The sequence below is a fragment of the Halomonas sp. AOP30-A1-24 genome (assembly GCF_052378165.1).
GTDB lineage: Bacteria > Pseudomonadota > Gammaproteobacteria > Pseudomonadales > Halomonadaceae > Vreelandella > Vreelandella citrativorans.
This window is the reverse complement of record NZ_JBQSXL010000016.1, coordinates 57968-83633: the sequence shown is the minus strand read 5'-3', so window position 1 is coordinate 83633 and position 25666 is coordinate 57968. Positions and strand designations below refer to the sequence as shown.

Annotated in this window: 22 protein-coding genes; 12 read left to right on the top strand and 10 right to left on the bottom strand. The window is 53.5% G+C overall.

Annotation, left to right across the window (positions count from 1 at the left end):
• Window positions 1-4: 4 nt before the first annotated feature.
• From ACT3TJ_RS10810 to ACT3TJ_RS10770, 9 genes are all read right to left on the bottom strand, one after another.
• A complete protein-coding gene (locus ACT3TJ_RS10810) occupies window positions 5-343 on the bottom strand; it encodes a hypothetical protein (protein WP_444621998.1) in 339 nt (112 codons plus the stop codon).
• A 1052-nt stretch (window positions 344-1395) separates the two neighbouring features.
• Window positions 1396-1773 carry a histone-like nucleoid-structuring protein, MvaT/MvaU family gene (locus ACT3TJ_RS10805; RefSeq protein WP_172116552.1) on the bottom strand — a complete coding sequence of 126 codons (378 nt, stop codon included), beginning with the start codon at window positions 1771-1773 and terminating at the stop codon, window positions 1396-1398.
• A 293-nt stretch (window positions 1774-2066) separates the two neighbouring features.
• A complete protein-coding gene (rpsA, locus tag ACT3TJ_RS10800) occupies window positions 2067-3743 on the bottom strand; it encodes a 30S ribosomal protein S1 (protein ID WP_172116551.1) in 1677 nt (558 codons plus the stop codon).
• Between the two features lie 195 nt (window positions 3744-3938).
• Window positions 3939-4628, bottom strand: a complete 690-nt coding sequence (cmk, locus tag ACT3TJ_RS10795) for a (d)CMP kinase (RefSeq protein ID WP_444621999.1) — start codon at window positions 4626-4628, stop codon at window positions 3939-3941.
• Window positions 4621-6900 carry a bifunctional prephenate dehydrogenase/3-phosphoshikimate 1-carboxyvinyltransferase gene (locus tag ACT3TJ_RS10790; RefSeq protein ID WP_444622000.1) on the bottom strand — a complete coding sequence of 760 codons (2280 nt, stop codon included), beginning with the start codon at window positions 6898-6900 and terminating at the stop codon, window positions 4621-4623. The genes cmk and ACT3TJ_RS10790 overlap by 8 nt, the downstream gene beginning before the upstream one ends.
• Before the next feature lie 5 nt (window positions 6901-6905).
• The gene (gene pheA, locus ACT3TJ_RS10785) at window positions 6906-7997 is read right to left on the bottom strand and encodes a prephenate dehydratase (RefSeq protein WP_172116548.1); all 1092 of its coding nucleotides are present in this window, start codon (window positions 7995-7997) and stop codon (window positions 6906-6908) included.
• A 5-nt stretch (window positions 7998-8002) separates the two neighbouring features.
• Window positions 8003-9106, bottom strand: coding sequence for a 3-phosphoserine/phosphohydroxythreonine transaminase (serC, locus tag ACT3TJ_RS10780; RefSeq protein WP_172116547.1), 1104 nt, complete (start codon window positions 9104-9106; stop codon window positions 8003-8005).
• Window positions 9090-11795 carry a DNA gyrase subunit A gene (gene gyrA / locus ACT3TJ_RS10775; protein WP_444622001.1) on the bottom strand — a complete coding sequence of 902 codons (2706 nt, stop codon included), beginning with the start codon at window positions 11793-11795 and terminating at the stop codon, window positions 9090-9092. The genes serC and gyrA overlap by 17 nt, the downstream gene beginning before the upstream one ends.
• A gap of 144 nt (window positions 11796-11939) precedes the next feature.
• A complete protein-coding gene (locus ACT3TJ_RS10770; RefSeq protein ID WP_444622002.1) occupies window positions 11940-12374 on the bottom strand; it encodes an acyl-CoA thioesterase in 435 nt (144 codons plus the stop codon).
• Window positions 12375-12540: 166 nt separating this feature from the next.
• Between ACT3TJ_RS10770 and ACT3TJ_RS10765 the strand changes: the two genes are divergently transcribed.
• From ACT3TJ_RS10765 to ACT3TJ_RS10710, 12 genes are all read left to right on the top strand, one after another.
• Window positions 12541-13479: a recombination-associated protein RdgC gene (locus ACT3TJ_RS10765; RefSeq protein WP_444622003.1), complete on the top strand. Its 939-nt coding sequence runs from the start codon at window positions 12541-12543 to the stop codon at window positions 13477-13479.
• A gap of 56 nt (window positions 13480-13535) precedes the next feature.
• Window positions 13536-14720, top strand: a complete 1185-nt coding sequence (locus ACT3TJ_RS10760; protein ID WP_444622004.1) for a 1-acyl-sn-glycerol-3-phosphate acyltransferase — start codon at window positions 13536-13538, stop codon at window positions 14718-14720.
• A 121-nt stretch (window positions 14721-14841) separates the two neighbouring features.
• Entirely contained in the window at window positions 14842-15123 is a 282-nt protein-coding gene (locus tag ACT3TJ_RS10755) for a hypothetical protein (protein WP_087105533.1), read from the top strand.
• 128 nt (window positions 15124-15251) lie between these two features.
• A complete protein-coding gene (gene metG, locus ACT3TJ_RS10750; RefSeq protein WP_444622005.1) occupies window positions 15252-17288 on the top strand; it encodes a methionine--tRNA ligase in 2037 nt (678 codons plus the stop codon).
• 307 nt (window positions 17289-17595) lie between these two features.
• Window positions 17596-18177 (top strand): electron transport complex subunit RsxA, encoded by a 582-nt coding sequence (rsxA, locus tag ACT3TJ_RS10745; RefSeq protein ID WP_444622006.1) that lies wholly within the window; start codon window positions 17596-17598, stop codon window positions 18175-18177.
• Between the two features lie 9 nt (window positions 18178-18186).
• Window positions 18187-18795 (top strand): electron transport complex subunit RsxB, encoded by a 609-nt coding sequence (gene rsxB, locus ACT3TJ_RS10740; protein ID WP_444622007.1) that lies wholly within the window; start codon window positions 18187-18189, stop codon window positions 18793-18795.
• Window positions 18779-20449: an electron transport complex subunit RsxC gene (rsxC, locus tag ACT3TJ_RS10735; RefSeq protein ID WP_444622008.1), complete on the top strand. Its 1671-nt coding sequence runs from the start codon at window positions 18779-18781 to the stop codon at window positions 20447-20449. The genes rsxB and rsxC overlap by 17 nt, the downstream gene beginning before the upstream one ends.
• Window positions 20446-21486, top strand: a complete 1041-nt coding sequence (locus ACT3TJ_RS10730; protein WP_444665734.1) for an RnfABCDGE type electron transport complex subunit D — start codon at window positions 20446-20448, stop codon at window positions 21484-21486. Before rsxC ends, ACT3TJ_RS10730 begins: the two co-directional genes overlap by 4 nt.
• Entirely contained in the window at window positions 21483-22118 is a 636-nt protein-coding gene (gene rsxG, locus ACT3TJ_RS10725; RefSeq protein WP_444622010.1) for an electron transport complex subunit RsxG, read from the top strand. The genes ACT3TJ_RS10730 and rsxG overlap by 4 nt, the downstream gene beginning before the upstream one ends.
• Entirely contained in the window at window positions 22115-22816 is a 702-nt protein-coding gene (locus ACT3TJ_RS10720) for an electron transport complex subunit E (protein ID WP_444622011.1), read from the top strand. The genes rsxG and ACT3TJ_RS10720 overlap by 4 nt, the downstream gene beginning before the upstream one ends.
• A gap of 15 nt (window positions 22817-22831) precedes the next feature.
• Window positions 22832-23470, top strand: coding sequence for an endonuclease III (nth, locus tag ACT3TJ_RS10715; RefSeq protein ID WP_192526505.1), 639 nt, complete (start codon window positions 22832-22834; stop codon window positions 23468-23470).
• Window positions 23471-23492: 22 nt separating this feature from the next.
• Complete coding sequence (locus ACT3TJ_RS10710; RefSeq protein WP_444622012.1) at window positions 23493-24563, top strand: hypothetical protein; 1071 nt, start codon at window positions 23493-23495, stop codon at window positions 24561-24563.
• Here the strand turns inward: ACT3TJ_RS10710 and ACT3TJ_RS10705 are convergent.
• Window positions 24560-25633, bottom strand: a complete 1074-nt coding sequence (locus ACT3TJ_RS10705; protein WP_444639690.1) for a tRNA-queuosine alpha-mannosyltransferase domain-containing protein — start codon at window positions 25631-25633, stop codon at window positions 24560-24562. The genes ACT3TJ_RS10710 and ACT3TJ_RS10705 overlap by 4 nt on opposite strands.
• Window positions 25634-25666: the final 33 nt, after the last annotated feature.

Genomic DNA, 25666 nt, shown 5'->3' with positions numbered 1-25666 from the left:
AGGCCTAGCCACCAGTGAGCTCAGGCGCTTGATGCTGTGGCCAGAGCTCATAAAACAACAGCGTTGAAATGAGCTCGTGCAGCTCCTGGTCCGATTGGTTGTACTCATCCATTAACGCTTTCAAGCGCTCTCCAAACAAGCGCTCTCGCTCTTGTGAGCGTTTTACTGCGTCATCTTCTTCTAACGCTGCCAATGAGCGTACCGGTGGCCCGGTTGGAATATCGAAGTCACTCTTAGGATCTTCCAACTGGCGCAAAGCTTGCGCAAATGCATCATCCAACTCACGAAACTTACGCAGCTTGTCACGTTCATCCGACTGTTTTGGAGTTTTGTGATATTTCATCGATGTTTCATTCATACCTTACTTGAAATGGTCGAAGTACCGCCACAACAGGTATTTCCACAAGAGATACCCAATGCCGCACAGCCAGCCTGGAAGTCTGCCGTGCATCTCGGTGCAGTGGAATTACCACCAAGCGATGACAACAGGTTATCGGCCAATGCCAATAGCCTTACGAGAAAAGGTTCAACATATCATTCACTAAAAACGTATAGGACGTAAACGACAAAGCCTATACGTCGGCTAACTCACATCCCCGGAAGCTATTAAAAGGCACAGCTATCCAATAACGTTAACGTTTTAAAGGCAAGACGAGCAGCCACAGAATCGTACACAAAAAAATCAAACAATAGTCAACACGATACGATGGAGCAAGCTATATGCACAAGCGATCCATGTATGCCAGACAGCAACTCGATATTCCCAGACAGCGCCCGCCTTTCAATAGTGATATCAAATCAGGCCAAGCCTGTTTTTAATAAACCATAAAAGAGCGTAGTGTACAAACAGAATACTCTCCACCCTTTGCTCTTACCAGCACAGAACAGCAGCGTGACCGGTCTACTGCCGAGCTGATAGAAGCTGTTGAATATGCCACGGAGCTAGACAAGGAACGACTACAGGCTACTTAGCATGTTCATACAAAACCGTATTGCCAGAAAGGCGACGCGATGGGCTCAACAGATAGCCAGTATTGGGCACATACCCGGAAATAGCAATGGCACTCACCGTACGCTGCATCAAATAGCCCATGAAGGCACTTACCGCCAACCGTCCAGCCTAGCTCGCCCCATGCATGCCTATAGGCGACGCAATCCTTCCTGCAAGCCATGTCACAGCAACGACACGGCCATATCAGCGACACGATTACCAAACACGATAAATAATTTCAAGCTGGCAAAGAGTGCAGCACTAACTTTTGCGGCGCTAAGCTAACGGGAGATATTTTTTTAATATTGAATAGCTATCGGGCCTATTGTGAGCCGCGCACCGGAAACCTACCCCCTGCTAAAGCAAAACCGGCATTTCTTAAGAGAAGTGCCGGTAGTTGCTAATTAATCTTCCATGCTTTCCAGCCAGGACTCAACAGTTTCGTCACCGTATTCATCCTTCCAGCTACGCAAACCTTTATGGTTACCACCACGGGTTTCGATAATTTCGCCCGTATTGGGGTTTTTATACGTTTTTAGGCGACGCTTACGGCGACTAGCATTATTGCTGCCAGAAGCCTTGGTGCCACGTTGATCGTTTGTCGGATCCAGCAGAGCGATAACATCTGCAGGACGCTTACCAAATTCATTCATTAGCGCTTCAAGCTTCGCCTTGAATTCCAACTCGCTTTTTAAACGCTGGTCTCCTTCAAGACGCTGCAAGTCTTCTTGCAACTGCTTAAGTTGCTGCTCTTTTTGGATATATTCGTTTAGAAGTGACATGGGGAGTCCTTATACTTCAGATTTATCTTCTGGATATTGAATTGACACTCATCATATCCATTAGTTCAGAATGCGCGCTCATTATTACTTTAAAAGCACTAATTGACAATAGTCTAGTGTACTTTCATTCAATTACTAAGAGGTTTTTTAAGCGAATAGCGTACATTTAAAAGTTTTTAAGCAGGTTGGTAAATCTAATTTAATACAACTAACTGGCTTAGAAAACAGCTTGTTAATAAGCAAAAAAGCGCCGCCCATAGGGCGACGCTTCTTAGAACCAGCGACTAAATAGCTTAGTCTTGGCCCATCTGCTGCTTGATCAGATCACCGATGGTGGTCGGGCCACCAGCTTCGGGTTCCTGGTCACGCAGTTTCTTCAGGTTCTGACGAGTATCGTCCTGCTCTTTCGCTTTGATCGACAGATTAATCTGACGGCTCTTGCGATCGACATTGATGATACGCGCTTCAACGCTGTCGCCTTCATTCAGCACATTGCGCGCGTCTTCAACACGGTCAGCACTGATTTCAGAGGCTTTGAGGATGGCAATAACATCGGTTGCCAGCTCAACGTGTGCTTCTTTTGCGTCTACTTCAACAATACGGCCAGTCACCATGCTGCCCTTATCGTTAACAGACAGGTATTCAGCAACAGGATCGGAATCCATTTGCTTGATACCTAAAGAGATGCGCTCACGCTCAGGATCGATAGACAGAATAACGGCTTCGGCTTCATCACCTTTCTTGAAGTTACGAACCGCTTCTTCGCCAGTTTCTGTCCAGGAAATGTCGGACAGGTGAACCAGACCATCGATACCACCTTCAAGGCCGATGAAGATACCGAAGTCAGTGATTGACTTAATGGTACCTGAAACACGGTCGCCCTTGTTGTATTCAGCGTTGAACGTTTCCCACGGGTTAGCAGTACACTGCTTGATACCCAGAGAAATACGACGACGCTCTTCGTCGATATCCAACACCATGACGTCAACATCGTCGCCCACTTGGACAACTTTAGACGGATGGATGTTTTTGTTGGTCCAGTCCATTTCAGAAACGTGAACCAGACCTTCAACGCCCTCTTCCAGCTCAGCAAAGCAGCCGTAATCGGTCAGGTTAGTGACCACAGCGTGTACTTTGGTGCCTTCCGGGTAACGCTGCTTAATGTTGACCCACGGATCTTCGCCCAATTGCTTCAGACCCAGTGAAACGCGGTTGCGCTCACGGTCAAACTTAAGCACTTTAACGTTGATTTCGTCGCCAACAGCAACGATTTCAGACGGGTGCTTAATACGCTTCCACGCCATATCGGTAATGTGCAGCAGGCCGTCAACACCACCCAGATCTACGAACGCGCCGTAGTCTGTCAGGTTCTTAACGATACCTTTGATCTGCTGGCCTTCTTGCAGCGTTGCCAGCAGCGCTTCGCGCTCGGCACTGTTTTCAGCTTCAAGTACAGCACGACGAGAAACAACAACGTTATTACGCTTCGGATCAAGCTTGATGACTTTAAAGTCCAGCTCTTTATTTTCCAAATGCGCAGTATCGCGAACCGGACGTACGTCGACCAAAGAACCCGGCAGGAAGGCACGGATAGAGTCGACATCGACAGTGAAGCCGCCTTTGACTTTACCGTTGATCACGCCTTTGATGATTTCGTCTTTCTCGAAGGCGGCTTCCAGAATCTTCCAAGCTTCTGCGCGCTTGGCTTTTTCACGGGACAGGCGCGTTTCACCGAAGCCATCTTCTACGGCTTCTAGTGCAACGTGGACGTCGTCACCGATAGCGATGTTTAACTCGCCATTTTCATCGCGGAATTGTGCCGCCGGGATCTGGCCTTCAGATTTCAGACCAGCATTGACGGTAACCCAGTCGCCATCGATGTCGACAACTTGAGCCGCGACGATAGCGCCTGGCTCCATGTTAATGTCGTTAAGGGACTGTTCAAACAGTTCAGCAAAGCTTTCGCTCATGGTTTTCCTACGTGATCAACGTTGTTGAGGCATAAATGCCTTCTCCGTACCACCAGCGAGTACGGGCCTAATGTCACTCTGCCTTTGGAGGTGTTAACGCTGGTTAGACCTGACCGGGCTCTCTGATATGAACGATCATATGAACTGCCGCCCTGCCATGTCATGACACCTTTCCAAAAACGCCGCAAGGGAGAATCAGATGCCGGATGCTAACCCTTTTTGGGCAAGCAATTCCGCCAACTGTTCAACCACTTCCGGTATGCTCAGACGCGTGGTATCAAGCGTAATGGCATCATCTGCCGGCTTGAGAGGTGCCACGCTGCGCTGCGTGTCGCGTGCATCGCGTGCCTGAATCTCCTTCAAAAGACTCGAAAGACTAGCATTCATGCCCGCTTCCTGCAACTGAAGATGGCGGCGACGCGCTCGTTCCTCAGCACTAGCAGTTAGAAATATCTTTAGCGGCGCGTCTACAAATACGACGGTGCCCATATCACGGCCATCTGCGACAAGGCCTGGCGCCTTCTGAAAATCTCTTTGCCGCTGAAGCAGGGCCGCGCGCACAGCAGGAAGCGCTGCCACCTGGGATGCCAACTCACCAGTGTGCTCGGTCCGGATTGCCTGGCTTACCTCATCACCTTCAAGCAGTGTGCGGGGCTTACCATTTTCAATGGGAAATGCCACATCCAGCGATTCGGCTAATGCAGCAACAGCCGCTTCGTCATCAAGCGCAATACCATGCTTAACCGCCGCGGTGGCGGTTAGCCTGTATAACGCTCCGCTGTCGAGCAAATGCCAGCCTAAACGCTCGGCAACCAAACTGCTGATGGTTCCCTTGCCTGCCCCACCTGGCCCATCAATGGTCAGAACAGGGATAGGCTTAGTCATTCTCGCCCCCGACGTTAACCCCCATGCCGATTTTATTGGCAAGCTCAACGAAGGTTGGGAACGACGTAGCGACATTGGCGCAGTCATCAATAATAATGTCATCACTTGCGCGTAGTGCGGCAATGGCAAAGGCCATAGCGATACGATGGTCACCTAAACTATTAACGCGCCCACCACCGTAGCTTGCAACCTCGGCATTGGCGTTACCGATAATATCGATTCCGTCGTCAACCACGGTATGTTCAACGCCCAAAATCGCCAACCCGTCAGCCATGGCCTGAATACGGTCAGACTCTTTGACACGTAGCTCTTCTGCACCACGAAGACGCGTGGTGCCAGCAGCATTTGCCGCCGCAATAAACAGCGCAGGGAACTCGTCAATCGCCAAGGGCACTTGATCAACCGGGATATCAATACCTTTCAAGGGTGCATAGCGGATACGAATATCAGCAACCGGCTCGCCACCCACTTCAGCTTCGTTAAGAAGTTCAAGGTTGGCGCCCATTAACGTAAGAATATTAATAACACCGATGCGAGTCGGGTTGATACCGACATGCTCCAGGGTGATATCAGCACCCGGCGTTATTGCAGCCGCCACCATAAAGAACGTTGCCGATGAAATATCAGAAGGAACGTCAATGGGGCCAGCGCTCAAGGCACCGCCACCTTGCAACCAACAGGTGTCCCCTTCGCGTGACACAGAATAACCAAAACCATTAAGCATACGCTCGGTATGGTCACGCGTTGGTGCCGGCTCACGCACCCGCGTCTCACCTTCAGCATAAAGCCCAGCCAACAGCAGGCATGATTTCACTTGAGCACTTGCCATAGGCATGTCGTAGAAAATACCTTTGAGCGCCGCGCCACCTTTAATTTTAAGCGGCGGCCGACCACCTTCAGCCGTCGCAATGGAAGCACCCATCAACCGCAACGGGTCCGCCACGCGTCCCATGGGGCGTTTGGTTAGCGACTCATCGCCGGTAAGCTCGCTATCAAATGCCTGCCCGGCTAAAAGCCCCGAGAACAGGCGCATCGCCGTTCCTGAATTGCCCACATAGAGTGGCCCGGCCGGAGCCTTAAGCCCCTTCATTCCCACGCCATGGATAGTGACACACCCCTGGTGAGGCCCCTCAATCGCAACGCCCATCTCACGAAACGCTTGCAGTGTCGCCAGGCTATCTTCACCTTCAAGAAACCCTTTGACCTCGGTGACGCCTTGAGCCAGCGCTCCTAGCATAATAGAGCGGTGTGACATCGATTTGTCACCCGGTACGCGCAAATGGCCTTTCGCCTGGCCGCCGGGCCGAACTCGGTAGGTTACCTTGCCTTGTGGTTGCATATTGTATTCCGCTTGGTAGCTGGTTTTATTCAATAACGTATCAAAGTAATGGCGTGCGTGGCTGGCACGATCAAAGGTCGCAATCAGGGCATCGCTATCGCCTCGCTCAATCGCGTGACGTAACTGAGCCAAGCCTTCTTCAAAATCATCTAAAGATGCCAGAACCGCCTCACGGTTAGCCGTAAAAATATCCCGCCACATGACCGGGTCGCTGCCTGCGATGCGCGTAAAGTCGCGAAAACCACCGGCGGCATAACGGAATATCTCAAGCCGCTCATCCTGACGGGCTAGCGTATCCACCAGAGAAAAAGCCAGTAAGTGGGGTAAATGACTAGTGCGTGCAAGGACCTGATCATGGCGCTCAACGTCCATCTCCAACACATTCGCGCCGCAGGCCTGCCACAACGCACGCACGCGCGCCAACGCATCACAATCGACCCCTGGTTCAGGCGTCAAAATAACGTTGTGATCAGCAAAAAGGCGCGGATTAGCCGCCGCCACTCCACTCTTTTCTGACCCCGCAATAGGATGACCTAGCACCATATTGGCTGGCACAGCACCAAACACACGCTCGGCGCAGTCGCGAATAGTGGCTTTGGTACTGCCCACATCGGTTAGCACCACATTGGCCGCCGCTTGCGAAAGCACGCCTGCCAACGATGCCATCACCGGCTCCATGGCAAGCACGGGCACCGCGAGGACGATCATGGTCGCGTCTGCCACTTGGCCAGAGAGAGTGACGCCCCCCGTATCGATTAACCCCATCTCGACACCGCGAGCGATTTCATCTTCGCTTGGATCGCAAGCCACAATCACGCCATTAAACCCTGAGGCGCGCAGCGCTGCTGCGAGTGACCCACCAATCAAGCCGAGACCAACGATCAATAGCCGCTGTTCATTACAGGAAGGTGTTTCAACGACCGATGATGCCATAGCGGTCACAGCACGCCCTGCGGATAGGAACCTAAAACGCGAAGCTCCGAGGCGCGTAACCTTACCTCTTCCAACACGGCAGCAACGCGCGGTTCGTCAGCGTGGCCCTTAAAATCGATAAAGAAAACATAGTTCCATACGCCCGTACGTGATGGGCGCGTCTCGATGCGCGTTAAATCAATATGATGCCGATGGAAAGGCTCAAGCAGGTCGTGCAGTGCGCCAGGTTGGTTACGCATGGCCACGACAATGGAGGTTTTATCATCCCCTGCCATTGGCACACGCTCACTACCAATAATCAAAAACCGGGTCGAGTTATCCGGGCGGTCTTCGATTTTGTCAGCTACGCGCTCAAGCCCATACAGTTTGGCCGCCATATCGCCTGCAATGGCCGCACTGTGCCATTCAGTTTTGACCAGCTTGGCAGCCTCTGCATTCGAGGAAACAGGAACCCGTTCGGCGTGTGGGTAATGTGCATCCAGCCACTTTCGGCATTGGCCAAACGACTGGGGATGCGAATAAATGCGGGAGATTTTATCGCGACGCGTCGTATCACTAATCAGCAGGTGATGGTGAATGCGTAGCACCACCTCGCCACAAATATGGATAGACGAATCCATAAACGTATCGAGGGTATGATTTACAACGCCTTCTGTTGAATTTTCAACAGGCACTACGCCATAGTTAACGGCACCCGCTTCTACTTCACGAAACACTTCATCGATAGCTGCCATGGGTAGGCTAATGGCGCTTTCGCCAAAGTGCTTTAGTGCCGCCTGCTGAGTAAACGTCCCTTCAGGCCCCAGATAAGCCACTTTGATCGGCTGCTCAAGCGCCAAACAAGCCGACATGATTTCTCGAAACAGCCGCGCCATTTCTTCGGAATCCAGCGGCCCCTTGTTAAGCGACATAATCCGTCGCAGCACTTGTGCTTCACGCTCAGGACGGTAAAACACCGCATCCTTATCGTGAGCCAGCTTTACATGCGCCACTTTTTGAGCACAGTCAGCGCGCTCACTGATCAGGCGTAGTATATCGCCATCAAGTTGATCGATACGTTGGCGTAGGTCATCCAGATTGATCGACGAGTCGGACATGATTATTAGCCTCTTCGCTGTTCAAAATCAGCCATAAAAGCAACCAGCGCATCAACGGCTTCTTCGGGTACTGCGTTATACAAGCTGGCACGCATACCGCCCACGCTACGGTGCCCCTTTAGATTCAGTAGTCCCGCTTGGTCGGCCTCTTGCAAGAACGCTTTATCGAGGGCTGAATCAGCCAGCACAAACGGCACGTTCATACGCGAGCGATTAGCCACTGCAATGGGATTGCTATAGAAATCGCTGGCATCAATCGCGCCATAAAGCTTTTCCGCTTTACGCTGATTAATGGCATCCATAGCTACCAGGCCACCGACATCATCACGTAACCACTGGAATACAAGCCCTGCCAGGTACCACGCATAGGTTGGCGGCGTATTCACCATTGACCCAGCGTCTGCGAGCTTTTGGTAATCAAACAGCGACGGAGTATTGGGGACCGCCCGGCCGAGCAAATCATCACGCACTACGGCAAGGGTTAGACCTGCCGGCCCAATATTTTTTTGGGCCCCAGCAAAGATAACGCCAAAGTCTGCAACATTAATGGGCTTGGACAAAATATTGGAGGACATATCGCAGACCAACGGCACATGCTGGCCATCTTCGCGTACAGCCTGCGGCGTATAGTCAAATTCCAGCCCGCCAATCGTCTCATTGGAGGTGTAGTGCAGATAGGCCGCATCCGCACTTAGCGTCAACGCATCCTGGGAAGGTACACCCACATACCCACCCGCCTCACTGTTTCCAGCCAAGTGGCATGCATAGCCAAGTCGCTTGACTTCGCTAATCGCTTTTTTGCCCCAAATGCCCGTTTGGATAAAGTTGGCACTACCGCCCTGGCCCAGCAGGTTCATCGGCAGCATGGCAAACTGCATGCTGGCGCCCCCCTGCAGGAACAGCACCTTATAGTTGTCGGGCACACTTAGCAGCTGACGGAAATCGGCTTCCGCCTGCTCAGCAATGGCTATAAATTCATCGCTGCGATGGCTCATCTCCATAACGGATAAGCCACGCCCTTGGTAATCTACCAGCTCGTTGCGGGCTCTTTCGAGCACCGCAACAGGCAGGGCCGCTGGCCCTGCACAAAAGTTATAGTGACGTGTCATCAGTCGCCGTATCCTGTGCGCTGTCGCCCGTGTTGTCTGGCTCACCCTCTTCATCCAGTGCTTCAAGTTCACTGTCACCAGGCTCATCAACACGAACTGTTTTAACCAGTTTTTCTTCTTTACCCAGACGGATCAGCATAACGCCCTGGGTGTTGCGTGAGGTGGTAGACACCTCTTCCACACGCGTACGTACCATCGTCCCGCGGTCTGTAATCAGCATCATCTCATCGCTGTCATACACCTGCATGGCCGCCACAAGGGCACCGTTACGCTCGCTGGTCTGCATGGCGATAACCCCTTGGCCACCACGCCCGCGCAGCGGGAACTCTTCCAGGCGTGTGCGCTTGCCATAACCATTTTCGCTGGCCGTTAGAATGTAGATCTGGCCTTCTGCCTGGGTGCTTTCAGCAACGGTTTCTTCTGCCTCATCAACATCCGTATCAGCCTCAGCATCAATCTGCTGGCTCTTGGGAATGATCAGACTGATAACCTCAGCACCCTCTGCCAAGCGCATGCCACGCACACCTCGAGCGGTACGGCCCATTGCGCGAACATTGCCCTCTTCAAAACGGATCGCTTTACCGTTAGAAGAGAGCATCATGGCGTGGTCAGCGCCTGACGTAATAGCAGCACCCACCAGGCGGTCGCCCTCTTCAAGGTCAATGGCAATCAGGCCAACGCTGCGCGGACGCGAGAACTGCTCCAGGCTGGTGCGTTTCACCGTACCATTGGCGGTCGCGAAGAAAATATAGTGCTCGGGGTCGTAGTCACGCACCGGCAAGATGGCGTTAACCGACTCACCCTCTTCAAGCGGCAGCATATTGACCAGCGGTTTACCGCGCGAACCACGGCTCGCTGAAGGCATCTCGTAAACTTTCAGCCAGTACACTTTACCGCGGTTGGAGAACAGCAGAACGGTGTCATGGGTCGACGCAACGAGCAGATGCTCAATCACATCCTCATCTTTCATCGATGTTGCCGACTTACCGCGCCCACCACGCCGCTGCGCCTGGTAATCCGAAAGCGGCTGAGTTTTGGCATAGCCGGAACGCGACACGGTCACCACCATGTCTTCTTCGGCGATCAAATCTTCGATTGAGAGATCCAGATGGCTTGCCTGAATCTCTGTACGCCGATCATTACCATACTGGTCGCGCACGGCATGCAGCTCTTCACGAATCACTTCCATTAGCCGGTCGGCCGAGGCAAGAATTTCGGTGAGTTCTGCAATTTTCTCAAGAATAGAGAGGTACTCATTGAGCAGCTTCTCAGTCTCAAGACCGGTCAGACGATGTAGGCGCAGCTCAAGGATGGCTTGCGCTTGAGCCGGCGACAGGCGGTATTCGGTCGCGGAAGGGTTAAGGCCAAAGCTTTCATCCAGCTCTTCGGGCTTGCACGAGGTAGCACCTGCCCGCTCAAGCATGCCGGTAACCTGCCCCGGTTGCCATGTTTTCGCCAGTAGTTTCTCTTTCGCCTCGGCTGCGCTGGGCGAGGCCTTGATCATCTCGATGATGTCGTCAATGTTCGAGATAGCCACCGCCAGACCTTCAAGAAGGTGGCCACGCTCACGGGCTTTTTTAAGCTCAAACAGTGTCCGGCGCGTCACTACCTCACGGCGGTGACGAATAAACGCCTCTAACATCTCTTTTAGGTTCAACGTGCGGGGCTGGCCATTCTCCAACGCCACCATGTTGATACCAAACACGTTTTGAAGCTGTGTCTGAGCAAAGAGATTATTAACGACGACTTCACCCGATTCGCCACGTTTAATCTCAATAACCACGCGCAAGCCGTCCTTGTCCGACTCGTCGCGCAGCTCGGCAATGCCTTCGATTTTCTTCTCTTTGACTAGTTCGGCGATTTTTTCAATCAAGCGCGCCTTGTTCACCTGATAAGGCAGCTCGGTAATGATGATGTGGTCACGGCCGGTTTTATCATGGTGCTCAATTGTATGGCTAGCGCGCACATGGATGCGGCCACGCCCGGTGCGATACGCATCTAAAATGCCAGCGCGGCCGTTGATAATCCCCGCCGTGGGGAAATCAGGGCCAGGAATGTACGCCATCAAGTCATCCACCGACAGCGTGTAGTCATCAATCAGCGCTAAACAGCCGTCAATCACTTCGCGCATGTTATGCGGCGGAATATTGGTTGCCATGCCCACGGCAATGCCCGACGAGCCGTTAATCAGCAGGTTGGGAACTTTAGTAGGCAAAACGGCAGGGATGCGTTCGGTGCCGTCGTAGTTATCGACCCAATCGACGGTATCTTTCTCAAGATCGGCAAGAAGCTCGTGCGACAAACGCGACATGCGCACTTCGGTATAACGCATGGCAGCAGCGTTATCACCATCGATAGAACCGAAGTTACCCTGGCCATCGACCAGAACGTGGCGCATTGAGAAGTGCTGCGCCATACGTACGATAGTGTCGTAAACCGCACTATCACCATGCGGGTGATATTTACCGATGACATCGCCGACAACACGCGCCGATTTCTTGTACGGTTTATTCCAGTCATTCCCCAGCTCATGCATGGCGAAGAGCACACGCCTATGAACAGGTTTCAAACCGTCACGCACATCGGGTAGCGCGCGGCCGATAATGACACTCATCGCATAGTCGAGATACGACTGTTTGAGCTCGTCTTCAATATTGACGGGCAAGATTTCTCTGGCGATGTCACCCATGAAAGTCAGATCCTTTGCACTGCATTGGCACTGCGAGAGTTGAAAGCGCTAAAAGTACCGCCTTTAAAAAAGACGATGCGCAGATACTGCTACATCATACCACTGCATCCGCACCAAGGGCAGCCAGGACACTCCCCTTGATTATTAAGGCGTAAACTGCTCTTTGGTAAGTAGTAATGCATTCAGCCGCTCGGCAAGCTCATTTTCAATCACCGAGGCTTTATTCGCCCGCATATCGAGAAGAACAAACGTAAGATCGGCCTGTGCAACTAATACACCATCGCTGCGATAGATGCGGTGATGACACAGCGCACGGCGCTCACCTACCTCGACGATACCCGTCAGAACAGTCAGGTCATCGCCCTGAACGGCGGCGGCGCGGTAGTCAATATTAAGGTTCACCACCACAAATGCCCGCCCCGCCTGATGGAGCTCGCTAATCATCGCTGGGTGCTCATCAAAAAACGCCCAGCGCCCCTCCTCCATAAACTCAAGATAGCGTGCATTATTGACATGCCCGTAGCCGTCCAAGTGGTAGCCACGTACACGCAGCTGAACGCGAGAAGGTAATACCGACATAACAACTCCTTTTAATAAACACAAGCGCAAGCCAACAGGCTCATTAGCCACCACCTCAATCAAACACAGGTTTAAAACACATACAACTTATACCTAAGCGGCAAGATGCTGGCAGGAACGCCCCGCTTTCGACATAATGTGCCACCTTTTGGATAGGACTGGTGACATGTGGTTTAAGCACCTGCATTTATATCGCCTACATGGCGCCCCTGAGCTCGACAGTTCAACACTTGCCGACGCATTGCAAGCACATGCGGCCAAACCGCTCGGCAATGCGGATGCTCGCCGACTAGGCTGGACAGCACCAGCAGGCCGCCTTGGCGGCGGTCAACTGCTACATGAAATCCAGGGCCACCGACTGTTATCCGTACTGCGTCAAGAACGCCTGCTACCTGCCTCTGTTGTCAAAGAGGAAGTCGACGAGCAGGTCGCTGATATAGAAGCGCGCGAAGGTCGCAAGGTGACGCGCAAAGAGAAAACCGCGCTTAAAGAGCAGGTGACGGAAGCGCTTCTGCCTCGTGCCTTTGTACGCAGCCAAAAAATTGACCTTTGGTGGGACACACGACGCCACTTGATCGGCATCAATGCCAGCTCTCGTACCCGTGCTGAAGACTTGCTAGACCTGTTACGAGAAACCTTAGGCAGCCTCAAGGCAACGCCCTTGTCATCCCAAATACTGCCTATTCGTGCGATGACAACATGGCTTGGCGACCCTGCAAGTCGCCCGGCAGATTTACAGCTGGGTGACCAGGTGGAACTTAAAGCCAAAGGCGACGATGGCGTTCTCCGCGCTCGCCAGGTTGACCTGGATAGCGATGAGATACAGCAGCTACTTGAGAGCGGACGCCAGGCAAGCAAGCTCGCCATGAGCCTTGAAGGCCGATTAAGCTTCGTTCTGCATGATGACCTGGCTCTGAAATCGTTGCGTTTTGGTGATGCCTTGATTGAAGAGGCCGACCATGCTGACGACGGCGATGACGCTCTGGCCCGGCTTGAAACCGACTTTATTTTGATGGCCCAAGCGTTATCCAATGACGTTGTTCGTCTGATAGAGTGGCTGGGTGGTGAAAACAAGCAGGAACCTGCTGCCCCGTTAGGTAACTAAAGGGTTGATCGCGCTGCTATGAATTGTTCTTTATTGTTTATCATCCAACGGATCGCATGACTCATCACAACGACGCACCCAACGCACTGAACGCCGCTGACCCATGGGCGGATATACGCCCTTATACAGACAACGAAGTGGCCGATGTTCTCGCGCACCTGGCCCGCGATAGCGAGCTTCTTGATGCGCTTACTCGTTTTCGCCTTCCCCGCATGGCGCGCTGGGTTCCACCGCTTGCCCGAACGCTTGCAAGCCACGCGATACAGCGTGAAGTAAAAGGTGTGGCAACGGTGCGTGATTTTCAAATGCGCATCGCAAGCTACATGGATCGCATGATCCGCACCACCACCGACGCGTTTGAAGTGGCAGGCTTGGACAAGCTCGACCCAAATAGTGCTTATCTGTTTATTGGTAACCACCGGGATATTTCGCTCGACCCCGCGTTCGTTAACTATGCACTCTACCAGGCGGGCCGCGATACGGTGCGCATTGCCATTGGCGACAACCTGCTTAAAAAGCCCTATGTCACCGATCTAATGCGGCTCAATAAAAGCTTTATCGTCCCCAGAAGTGCGCGCGGAAAGCGTGCGATGCTGGCAGCGTACCAACAGCTTTCTGCTTATATTCGTTACTCAATTACCGATGACCAGCACTCCATCTGGATGGCTCAGCGTGAAGGCCGCGCCAAAAACGGCATTGACCGCACCGACCCCGCTATTATCAAGATGCTGACCATGGCCAAGCGTAATGCCGAGCGAGACATGATGTTTGGTGAAGCGGTAGCCGAACTCAAGCTGGTGCCTGTCTCGATTAGCTATGAATATGACCCTTGCGACGTGCAAAAAGCGCAGGAGCTACACGACGTGGCAACAGAAGGTAGCTATGCTAAAAGTGAATTTGAAGATATTCGCTCTATCGTTGCTGGCATTACCGGTGATAAAGGCAGAGTACAGCTGCGTTTTGGCTCCCCGGTAGGCGCCGATATGGCGACTCCCGATGAAGTAGCCGCAGAGATTGATCGTCAGGTTATCGGTGGTTACCGCCTCTTCCCAAGCCACTATTTAGCCCTGGAAGCACTCGGTGAAGCGCCGGAGTTAGTTGCCCGTAAAACCATCACTCGCCAGGACCGCGAACGCTTCCAGGCGCGAATGGCGGCGGTGCCGGAGAATCTGCGTCCTTACTGGCTGGCTCAGTATGCCAATCCGGTAAAACACAAAGCAGGCCGTTTAACGTTAACGTAGTAGGCTAAATCACCGGTCTAAACGTAGACAAGCCATACTCGCTGCACTAAAAATGCTATGGTCAATGCATGGACTGGCTTCGCTTGATAATCAGCTCAAGCGCCGCGTTAAGGAGACTCTTATGTCTGCATCAGAAATTCAAAAAACACGTATTATTAATGAACTGCGCGGTTTCATACGCAAACTGCTTCAAGATCCTGACATTCTTGGTCAGTCGCTGGTAATCGCGCGTCAGCAATTAAGCGAAGGCAGCAGCCCGGCTGTAATGGCGCGAATCGCCAATGAGATATCTGGCACTACCAGTGTCCACATTCCGGAAGATCCTGCCGAGCATTCAGAGGCTGACAAACTGTTTTTAGAGCTTTTAAAAGAGGTCGTGCAAGAAGAGCAAGCACTTTACTAACCACCCGACATCAAGACTGCACGCGCTTTAACGTCAATTTAAACGCCTGCATCGTACCTTGTTACCGGCCATCTGCCGGCTAACTTCGCCGTTTTATTGTTATCGTCTAACCGGAATTATCATTCACCATGTCTAACTCTGCCACGCGCAATATTCTGGTGACCAGCGCGCTCCCCTACGCTAACGGAGCGATCCACCTCGGTCACTTACTTGAATATATCCAAACCGATATCTGGGTACGTTTTCAGAAAAGCCGTGGCCAGCAGTGCTACTACGTTTGCGCCGACGACGCTCATGGTACGGCCATCATGCTGCGTGCCGAGCAGGAAGGTATTACGCCTGAAGCCTTGATTGACCGCGTCTCACGCGATCACCAGGAAGACTTCGCTCGCTTCAACGTTGACTTTGACAACTACCATTCCACGCATTCGGAAGAGAACCGGCACCTCAGTGAGGTTATCTATAAGCGTCTGCGTGATAAAGGCCATATCGCCACCCGCGATATAGAGCAGATGTACGACCCGCAAAAAGGCCTGTTCCTGGCGGACCGTTTCATCAAAGGCACCTGCCCGAAATGCGGCACCGACGACCAGTACGGTGATAATTGCGAAAAGTGTGGTGCCACTTACACCCCCGCTGACTTGATCAACCCGGTATCCGCCATTTCCGGCGCAATCCCGGAAGTACGCTCTTCAACCCATTACTTCTTTAAATTGCCGGACTTTGCCGAGTTCCTGCAGCGCTGGATCAACGATGGCCACGTACAGCCACAGATTCGTAACAAGCTGATGGAGTGGTTTGAATCAGGCTTTAACGAATGGGATATCTCCCGTGATGCGCCCTATTTCGGGTTTGAAATCCCCGACGCGCCGGGCAAATACTTTTATGTATGGCTTGATGCCCCTATCGGTTACTTAGCCAGCTTCAAGAATTTGTGTGACCGTGACGGCATTGATTTCGATAGCTACTGGAATAAAGACTCCAACGCCGAGGTCTATCACTTTATTGGGAAAGACATTGTCTATTTCCACGCACTTTTCTGGCCAGCCATGCTGCATGGCGCTGATTTACGCACGCCCACCGCGGTAAATTGCCACGGCTTTTTGACCGTAGATGGTGCCAAAATGTCGAAGTCGCGCGGCACCTTTATCAAGGCTTCGACCTATGCAGATTACTTGAATCCCGAGTATTTGCGCTATTACTTCGCGGCCAAGCTGACGTCCAAAGTGGATGACCTGGACCTCAACCTGGATGATTTTGCCGCGCGGGTTAATTCAGACCTCGTGGGTAAAGTGGTTAACATTGCCAGCCGCTGCGCCGGGTTCGTTAAAAAGTTAGGTGGCGGCACCCTTTCAGCGCACTGCGCCGAACCGCAGATGGTCGCCCGATTTATTGCCGCGGGCGATGACATTGCCGATGATTTTGAAGCACGCGAATTTAGCCGTGCCATGCGTAAAATCATGGAGCTGGCGGATGAAGCCAATACCTATATTGCTGAGAAAGAGCCTTGGGCGCTCGCTAAGCAAGATGGCCGTGACAAAGAAGTGCTCGAGATTTGTTCAGTCGGCATCAACCTCTTCCGCCAGCTGATGGTGTACTTGGCCCCCGTGGTGCCCACCATGGCCGCTCAGGCACAAGCCTTCTTGAAGCTTGATTCACTTAACTGGGAAAGCCGTCATAATGTGCTGGTTAATCATGAGGTGGAGAAATTCAAACCTCTTATGACCCGCGTAGAGCGTGACAAAATTGACGCCATGATTGAAGCCTCCAAGGAGGATCTGGTGGAAGAGCAAAAGCTTAAAGAAGCTCCCAAAGGGCCTCTAGCAGATGACCCCATTGCCGCCGAAATTAGCTTTGACGACTTTGCCAAGGTAGACCTGCGCATTGCCCGGATCACCAAGGCACAGTACGTAGAGGGCGCGGACAAGCTGCTGCAATTAACGCTGGATTTAGGCGGTGAAACCCGCAACGTTTTCTCCGGCATTCGCAGCGCCTATGCGCCTGAGGCGCTTGAGGGACGTCTTACCGTCATGGCAGCCAACCTTGCGCCGCGTAAAATGCGTTTTGGCCTTTCCGAAGGCATGGTGCTCGCCTCTGCCAATAAAGACGGCATTTATCTGCTTTCACCTGATGCTGGTGCCGAACCCGGCCAACGTGTAATGTAGCCGACCTTCAAGCACTTCCGGGGGTAGAGACGACCAAGCTCTACCCCCTTCTTACGTGGATTGCTTAATAAACCTGTTATAAGACTCTCCGTTTAGGCCTGATTATGCGTCGGCACTTCTCTCAATCACTGCGTTTTCAATTTTTAGTAGCGTTGAGTGGTGTGCTCTTGCTCGCACTATGCTCATTAGTCATGATGAGCACTGCCGATCAAGCGCTGTATAGTGCTAAAGCGGCAGGGCGCCATCAGGTCCAGATATTCACACCGCCTAACGCTGATTTTTCAGCTGTCAGTCACGATACGTCACTATGAGTGAGTTATTCATCATTTTGGTCAGCACCGCGCTGGTCAATAATTTTGTCTTGGTACAGTTTTTGGGGCTCTGTCCGTTTATGGGGGTTTCCAACAAACTGGAGTCCGCCATGGGAATGTCACTGGCAACGACGTTCGTATTAACCCTCGCCTCTGCAGCAAGCTACGTCGTTTATTATGGCTTGTTGGTGCCTTTGGATGTTACTTACCTGCGCACTATCAGCTTTATAGTGGTGATCGCCGCCGTCGTGCAATTCACCGAAATCATGGTGCGCCATTTAAGCCCGTTGCTACATCAAGTGCTGGGCATCTTTCTGCCCCTGATTACGACCAACTGTGCCGTACTGGGTGTTGCTCTGCTCTCGCTCAACCGTGAGCTTGGCTTTTTTCATACCACACTCTATGGGCTGGGGGCAGCGCTCGGCTTCTCGCTGGTATTGGTCCTGTTTGCCGCCATGCGCGAGCGCTTGGCTGGCGCGGATGTCCCCAGGCCTTTCAAAGGGGCCGCTATTGCCATGGTCACTGCCAGCCTTATGTCGCTCGCCTTTCTTGGTTTTTCTGGTTTAACTCAAGGGTAATTTTCTACCATGAGTGATGGTTTTTCTCTCTGGGGGATTGTCAGTTCAATTGGCATCTTGACGGGGCTTGGCATCGGTTTTGGCGCCCTACTGGGGGCGGTTAGTGAACGTTTTAAGGGGGACGAGCACCCTCTTGTTGAGCAAATTGATGCGCTGCTGCCCCAAACTCAGTGCGGCCAATGCGGCTACCCAGGTTGCCGCCCTTACGCCGAAGCGATTAATGAGGGCGACGCACTCAACAAGTGCCCGCCCGGTGGCGAGGCAACCATTCATGCCTTGGCAGACCTACTCGGCCGTGAACCCGAGCCACTTGATGGCGAGGCGCTCAGCGAAGCCAACGTGGCGTATATCCGCGAGGCCGAGTGCATTGGCTGCACCAAGTGCATTCAGGCGTGCCCAGTGGATGCCATTATTGGCGCGGCCAAACAGATGCACACCGTGATTGAAGATGAGTGCACAGGCTGTGACTTATGCGTTGACCCATGCCCGGTAGACTGTATCGACATGCTGCCCCGGAGCACGCCGCTTGGCCAGTGGCAGCCCGTTGTTTTACCCACTGGCGTCATTGCAAGCGACCGTACACCAGCAACAAGGGGGCCAGATGGCACACCCATTTGATTTCCCAGGCGGCATCTACCCACCGGAGCGAAAGGACCGTTCAACGCAATCACCGTTGCGACGTGCCCCGTTACCGTCGCAGGTCATCCTTCCGCTGTGCCAGCATAGCGGCCGCCCCGCCACCCCCTGTGTGGCCCGGGGCGATCATGTTCGCGTTGGCAGCCTGATCGCCAAGCGCGATGGTTTGATATCCGCAGATATCCACGCGACAGTGAGTGGCACGGTTAGCCAAGTAGATAGCGACGTTATTCACTTAGACAGCGATGGCCAGGATACCTGGCAATATCTCCCCCCGCTTGATTGGCGCAAGACGGATGCGCCTACGCTGCTTACGCGGCTGGATGACAGCGGTGTGGTCGGGTTAGGTGGTGCCGGTTTCCCGACCCATATCAAGGCTCGCGTGATTGAGCGCCATGCTATCGACACGCTGGTGATTAACGCCGCCGAATGCGAGCCTTACATTACGGCCGATGACCTCACATTACGGAATTATCCAGGCGACGTGCTGGAAGGCGCACAGCTCATCGCTGCCTTATGCGGTGCCCAGCAGATCATCATCGGGATTGAAGATAATAAGCCCGAGGCCATTACCGCCTTGGAGCATGTCCTTCCAGACAGCCAGCCAGCCCGCGTGACGCTGGCCGTTATCCCTACTCGTTATCCAAGTGGTAACGAGCGACAGTTAATTAAAAAGCTGTTGAACCGAACAGTACCCAGCCAAGGCCTACCGGCAGATGTTGGGGTGCTTTGCCACAACCCCGGCACGCTACTGGCAGCACTTCATGCAGTGCGTGATGGCCAACCGCTGGTTGAGCGCGTGGTGACGCTTACCGGAGAAGCGATTAACCAACCGGGCAACTACTGGGTGCGCTTAGGAACATCCATTGAGAACCTGCTGGTTCATGCAGGCCTTGATGCCAAGCTTGGTCGCGTTGTTCAGGGCGGCCCGATGATGGGCAGCTCGCTTGAGTCGCTCACAGCGCCCGTGATCAAAACGACTAACTGCCTGATTGCGGCAACGCCTGACGAACTGCCGTCTGCGTCGAGGGAATCCCCTTGTATCCGCTGCGGTGCGTGTGAAAGCGTATGTCCCGCCCAGCTGCTTCCTCAGCAGTTGCACTGGTACGCCCGCGCCCAGGACGACGACAAGCTAACGAGCCATCACCTGTTTGACTGCATCGAATGTGGCGCCTGTAGCTATGTTTGCCCTAGCCATATTTCGCTGGTCGATGATTACCGCGACGCCAAACGTCGCCTTCGCTACCAACAAATTGAAGCAGCCAAGGCCGAACATGCCAAGCATCGCTTCGAGTTTCGCCAGGCACGCCTGGCCCGAGAAGAGACAGAAAAACAGGCACGCCGCCAGGCCCGGCTAGCGCACAACAAGCCCACCGACGGCAACGCCAGTAACGAGAGCACCAACGCGCCTCCAGCCGACTTGCGCAGCCTGCGTATTGCCCAAACGGCGGCCAAGGCAGCGGTTAGAAAAGCCGAAAAAGTGCTCGCACGGGCAGCCCAGCAAGAGCCTCAGCACTCCCATGAAGACCTGGAAACGCTGCTGGCGACCGCCCAGGAAAATCTTAAGGCCGCCGATTTGCAGCTGGCGCAAGCGCGTGAAAGTGCTAAAGCACCTACCGCGGAGGACACCCCATGAGTATGTTTCACGCATCACAAGTAAGCGCCTCCTCTGCCAAGTCAACAACACCAGCAACGGCGTTATTAATGCGCTGGGTGGTGGTCGCCACACTGCCTGGCGTGTTGGCCATGACGTATTACTTTGGGTTGGGCGTACTCAGCAATATTGCCTTGGCGGCCATTATAGGCGTCCTTTTAGAGGCGGGCATGCTGCACCTTCGCAGCCGCCCCATCGCGCCAGCCTTAACGGATACCAGCGCCCTACTTACTGGCGTACTGCTGGGTGCCTCGCTCCCTCCGGCAAGCCCTTGGTGGCTAATTGGGGTCGGCATGATAGCCGCGGTAGTAATTGCCAAGCAGCTGTATGGCGGCCTCGGGCATAATCCGTTTAATCCGGCCATGGTGGGCTATGCACTATTGCTGGTCTCCTTCCCTACGTACATGACGCTGTGGGCGCCGCCTCAGCCACTCATTATCGATACGCTTTGGGCGCAAATTCTTGGGACACTGCCTACGTCACAGCTTGATGCGCTTAGCGGTGCAACGCCATTGGATGCGTTCAAACATACAGCCGAAGGGCTCTCTGCCGAGCAGTTCTGGTTAAGCGCGCCGCTACCCGAACAAACGCTTGCTGCCTGGTACAGCATCAGCCTGGCCTGGCTTGCGGGCGGGGTACTGCTGCTGTTTAAACGGATTATTAGTTGGCACATCCCCATCGCCCTGTTAGGTAGCCTGGTAGCGCTGGCAACGCTGTTTCATCTACTTGATCCTAACCGTTTTGCATCGCCTCTTTTTCACCTGCTAACCGGTGCGGCGCTGTTTGGGGCTTTCTTTATTGCCACCGACCCGGTATCCGCGGCGACCAGCCAGCGCGGAAAATTGCTGTACGGCATAGGCATGGGGGTGCTGATCATGGTGATTCGCAACCTGGGGGGCTATCCGGATGCGGTGGCTTTTGCCGTTTTGTTGATGAACCTGTGCGTCCCATTGATTGACCTGTACACCGTGCCCCGCCCTCAAGGCCACTCAAAAGGCGCGCCAGGAGCATTACGATGACGTCCATTATCGCCATGCGGCGTGGCGCTTTAACGCTGGGTATCTTCGCGCTCGTTACGGCAGGCAGCGTCGCGGTTACCCGGGCCTTGACCTCTGAACGTATTACCCAGCATCAGCAAACCTACCAGCTCCGCCAGCTGCAAGCGGTACTGCCTCAAGCATTAGCTGATACACCGGCGGATCAAGTGCTAAACAATGCCTTCAACTTACCCAATGCCGCCGCTCTGGGCCACCGAACGCCAGTGACAGGCTGGCAAATCAGCCGTGGGGATCACTGCGTTACTGTTCTGCCAGTGATTACGCGCCAGGGTTACAGTGGAGAAATTGATTTACTGGTAGGGATAGATGAGCAGCAGCGTATTAGCGGTGTGCGCGTGACCTACCATCAGGAGACCCCAGGCCTCGGTGACAAGATTGAGCGCCAGCGCAGCGACTGGATTACCCGCTTTAACGGATTAAGTCTTAATGAACTGCCACCAAGTGCCTGGGCCGTTAAAAAAGAGGGTGGCCAGTTTGATGGTTTTACCGGCGCAACCATTACTCCTCGCGCGGTTATTGAGGCCGTTCATAACGCTTTACAGTACGCCGCCAATACGCAGCTACCGGGTAACATTGAGGAGCCGATTCGATGAGCCAATGGCAAACGCTGACCCGTGACGGGCTTTGGACCAATAATCCGGCATTAGTACAGTTGCTGGGGCTGTGTCCACTACTGGCCGTCAGCACCACCGTGGTTAACTCGCTAGGGTTAGCCATCGCCACCCTGTTTGTCATGGTAGGTGCCAGCACCGCCGTATCACTGGTGCGTCACCAGGTACCGAATGCCGTTCGGCTTCCAGCCTTTGTCATGATCATCGCAGCGTTTGTGACCTGTGCTGAGCTACTGATGGCCGCCTATGCCTACCCGCTCTATCAACTGCTGGGTATTTTTATTCCGCTCATTGTCACCAACTGCGCCATTTTAGGGCGTGCCGATGCGTTCGCCTCCCGCCAACCGGTAGGACTTGCAGCGCTTGACGGCCTGATGATGGGCATTGGTTTCGGTAGCGTTTTAGTACTGCTTGGCGGGCTGCGTGAGCTATTGGGCCAAGGCACGCTATTTAGTGATATGGCGCTACTGCTTGGTCCTATCGCGGCCAATTGGCAACTCACCCTGGTAGACGACTATCAATTTCTGTTTTTCGTGCTGCCGCCTGGCGCATTTTTTGTGGCCGGGATGCTGATCGCGCTAAAAAACGTGATAGACCAGCGACGCGCCGCACGTGCCTTGCCTTCAGCGGCCACCCCACGAACAGAGCGCCGCGTCCGGGTCACCGGCATCATCAAGTAACCGTAGAGACACGCTATGAATGCCCAAAAGCGTCATGAAATTTTTGCTCGCCTTCAAGCAGCAGACCCGCACCCGACAACAGAGCTCAACTGGACTACCCCCTTTGAGCTGCTTGCGGCGGTTTTACTTTCCGCACAAGCCACCGATGTCGGCGTCAATAAAGCCACCGCACGGCTCTACCCCGTTGCCAATACGCCCCAGGCTATTATTGACTTGGGGATTGATCAGCTTAAAGCGCATATCAAGACCATCGGCCTGTATAACACCAAAGCAGAGAACTTGATGAAGACCTGCCATATTCTGGTCAACCAGCACGGCGGCGTCGTGCCCGACACGCGTAGTGCGTTAGAAGCACTGCCAGGGGTTGGGCGTAAAACCGCCAATGTAATTCTGAATACGGCGTTCGGGCAGCCAACCATTGCCGTCGATACGCATATCTTTCGTGTATCGAACCGTACCGGCATCGCCAAAGGCAAAAATGTCGTTGAAGTCGAGCAGAAGTTAATACGCCATGTGCCCAGGGAGTTTAAGCAGGATGCTCACCACTGGTTGATTCTCCACGGTCGATACACCTGCATTGCGCGCAAACCTCGTTGCGGAAGCTGTATTATAGAAGACCTGTGCGAGTACCCCGACAAAATCGAACTCGCCTAGCTTACGTTAACAGGAGACTCCTATGCCGATGCCTGCCACTTTGCTACATGACCAACCCATTGAGCAGCGTATTGACGCGTTATTTGCGCTCTCCCGTCAGCACGCTGACCACTTTGGCAGTGCAGGCGCCTGGCTTTCACGCCAACGCTACCTGGCGCAACACCCTACGTCGATTGTGGTTATGAAATGTATGGATGGGCGTATTCATATCCCACACGCCACCCGCACACCGCTCGGCATTATTACCCCATTTCGTAACCTTGGCGGGATTTTCGATTTGGGTTGGCCATATTTGGGTGAGCTACTTACCGACACCGTTATTGAAGCCACCAACGCGGGGCGAGCCACGCTTTTATTGATTACTTACCACTTTTCCGAGGGCAACCCGGCGCGAGGATGCGCCGGATTCGCTTGCGACACCCAAGCCGCCAAAGCACACGCGCATACGATTGCCCACCAGGCTGGTCAGCTATTTGGTGAAGACCATCAGCAGGTGTACCCGTTAGTGTGTGGCTTTGAAACGGATAGCGACGCTCTCATCCTTCACGGTCAGGACGACGCAGTATTGGATGTGCGCGAATGGATTGGGCAGCCTATAGAAGCGCTCACCGCGCATCTACAGGCTATTTTCCCTGATATGCCTGCGGACATACGCCGGGATTTACTGCCTTTATTGAAAGGTAACTTGGCGCATGTCAATGATCTTCAGGGCGTTGAACGCGAACTGGATATCGAGCATCGTGAGTGGGCAATTTGTATTGGGCGTGGGTTCGACTTTTTGCACTTGCCTAATACAGCACTGATTATTGGGCCTTACGGGCCCGACCTGGCTGAACCGATTGGTACGGCCGCCACGATTATTGAAGCCAATATGCAGGCTGGCAAGATCCCCGATGATGGTTTTATGCTGCTTGCCTCAACACCGTATCAGCATAGCGGCGTGGATCGTGCCCGGGCGATGCTGAAGTCGCGTTTTTTATCCGAGTTCGCCGAGCACGTCATTCGGCGGGAGCATCCGCACCTTGCCCAAAAAATGCGCCGCCATACGGCTGTCGTTCACTGGCCAACCCGACGGCTAGATTCCCTGGACTAGCGTGGTAGCGATAAGCCTGGCTGTAATAGTGCGCGGTACGCATCGCGCCAGGCGGGCCATTCCCAGGCCTGCGTGTTTATCTCCCCAGGCCGTGAATCGGGTGTGCTAAGCCACGCATGCAAACGCTTATAAAGGCCGTCTGGCGTACCATCATAACGGTAAGCATCTGGATATAGCTCAGGAAAACACAGCCTATCGGGCACTAGCGGTAATGCTCCGCGCTGGGCAGCTTCCATAATGGCCAAGCCCTGAAACTCATGCCAGGTCGTCGAGACTACAATCCCGGCGGTCGCCAACAGCTCGCGGTATTGCGGTTCCGACTGCGGGCCCCAAGCCACATTATGCGCAGCTAGTTTCTCCTGGGCGATATCAAAAATAGGCGGTGTTTGCCGAAAACGCTGACCCAATACGGCTAACTCAAACTCAATGCCCTTCTCGCTTAGCGCTATTAACGTATTGAAAAAGTCATCCGGATTTTTGTCATACTCCCAGCGATGGTTCCACACAATACGCCGTGAAACCCGACCATCAGTATGCGTTTCGGCCAGCGGTGAAATCGGTACGGGCAGTACGCGAGCACGTGAGCGTAATGCCTCAAGCGGCTTGGCCGCGGGCAGGTTTTCGGGCATTTTCTTTAAGAATGCCCGCACGCCGGTAAAAAACGAGTCGCGGTTATAGGCGGTGTTAAAAACAACGGTATCGGCGGCAAGCGCTGCATAGAGATTCACCATTTTTGCCTCTACCTGAGGCATCTGGTCACTCGATTCCGGATAGGCAAACTGGTTTTCGTGAAAATAGACAATTTTCCTGGCCCGGCCCAAATGAGGAAAAAGCCCCAGAAGCGTCGCCAAATCCACCATCGACGTTGCCAACACGACATCATAGGATTGGCTAAGTGTGTCATGCTCTTTTAGCCACCAGCTAAGCGGGTTACCGCGAATTCGCCAGGCAAAGTGACGCGGCGGTAAACTCAACGTTTGCCACGCCACTTCGGAAAGATTAGCCATTAAACTGTCTGCCCAGTAACGGTGGCTTACCGCTTCGTACGCCGAGAGTAGTAGAACGCGCATTAAAACCCTTGTCTTAAAACCTGGTATTAAAAA

What these genes read in the sequence shown, in the direction of transcription:
- cmk (WP_444621999.1), bottom strand. Translation starts at nt 4,628, where the DNA reads ATGACTAAGCCTATCCCTGTTCTGACCATTGATGGGCCAGGTGGGGCA.
- metG (WP_444622005.1), top strand. Translation starts at nt 15,252, where the DNA reads ATGTCTAACTCTGCCACGCGCAATATTCTGGTGACCAGCGCGCTCCCC.
- rsxG (WP_444622010.1), top strand. Translation starts at nt 21,483, where the DNA reads ATGACGTCCATTATCGCCATGCGGCGTGGCGCTTTAACGCTGGGTATC.
- ACT3TJ_RS10790 (WP_444622000.1), bottom strand. Translation starts at nt 6,900, where the DNA reads ATGGCATCATCGGTCGTTGAAACACCTTCCTGTAATGAACAGCGGCTA.
- rpsA (WP_172116551.1), bottom strand. Translation starts at nt 3,743, where the DNA reads ATGAGCGAAAGCTTTGCTGAACTGTTTGAACAGTCCCTTAACGACATT.
- gyrA (WP_444622001.1), bottom strand. Translation starts at nt 11,795, where the DNA reads ATGGGTGACATCGCCAGAGAAATCTTGCCCGTCAATATTGAAGACGAG.
- ACT3TJ_RS10730 (WP_444665734.1), top strand. Translation starts at nt 20,446, where the DNA reads ATGAGTATGTTTCACGCATCACAAGTAAGCGCCTCCTCTGCCAAGTCA.
- serC (WP_172116547.1), bottom strand. Translation starts at nt 9,106, where the DNA reads ATGACACGTCACTATAACTTTTGTGCAGGGCCAGCGGCCCTGCCTGTT.
- ACT3TJ_RS10805 (WP_172116552.1), bottom strand. Translation starts at nt 1,773, where the DNA reads ATGTCACTTCTAAACGAATATATCCAAAAAGAGCAGCAACTTAAGCAG.
- ACT3TJ_RS10765 (WP_444622003.1), top strand. Translation starts at nt 12,541, where the DNA reads ATGTGGTTTAAGCACCTGCATTTATATCGCCTACATGGCGCCCCTGAG.
- pheA (WP_172116548.1), bottom strand. Translation starts at nt 7,997, where the DNA reads ATGTCCGACTCGTCGATCAATCTGGATGACCTACGCCAACGTATCGAT.
- ACT3TJ_RS10770 (WP_444622002.1), bottom strand. Translation starts at nt 12,374, where the DNA reads ATGTCGGTATTACCTTCTCGCGTTCAGCTGCGTGTACGTGGCTACCAC.
- ACT3TJ_RS10755 (WP_087105533.1), top strand. Translation starts at nt 14,842, where the DNA reads ATGTCTGCATCAGAAATTCAAAAAACACGTATTATTAATGAACTGCGC.
- rsxC (WP_444622008.1), top strand. Translation starts at nt 18,779, where the DNA reads ATGGCACACCCATTTGATTTCCCAGGCGGCATCTACCCACCGGAGCGA.
- ACT3TJ_RS10760 (WP_444622004.1), top strand. Translation starts at nt 13,536, where the DNA reads ATGACTCATCACAACGACGCACCCAACGCACTGAACGCCGCTGACCCA.
- ACT3TJ_RS10705 (WP_444639690.1), bottom strand. Translation starts at nt 25,633, where the DNA reads ATGCGCGTTCTACTACTCTCGGCGTACGAAGCGGTAAGCCACCGTTAC.
- rsxA (WP_444622006.1), top strand. Translation starts at nt 17,596, where the DNA reads ATGAGTGAGTTATTCATCATTTTGGTCAGCACCGCGCTGGTCAATAAT.
- rsxB (WP_444622007.1), top strand. Translation starts at nt 18,187, where the DNA reads ATGAGTGATGGTTTTTCTCTCTGGGGGATTGTCAGTTCAATTGGCATC.
- ACT3TJ_RS10720 (WP_444622011.1), top strand. Translation starts at nt 22,115, where the DNA reads ATGAGCCAATGGCAAACGCTGACCCGTGACGGGCTTTGGACCAATAAT.
- nth (WP_192526505.1), top strand. Translation starts at nt 22,832, where the DNA reads ATGAATGCCCAAAAGCGTCATGAAATTTTTGCTCGCCTTCAAGCAGCA.
- ACT3TJ_RS10810 (WP_444621998.1), bottom strand. Translation starts at nt 343, where the DNA reads ATGAAATATCACAAAACTCCAAAACAGTCGGATGAACGTGACAAGCTG.
- ACT3TJ_RS10710 (WP_444622012.1), top strand. Translation starts at nt 23,493, where the DNA reads ATGCCGATGCCTGCCACTTTGCTACATGACCAACCCATTGAGCAGCGT.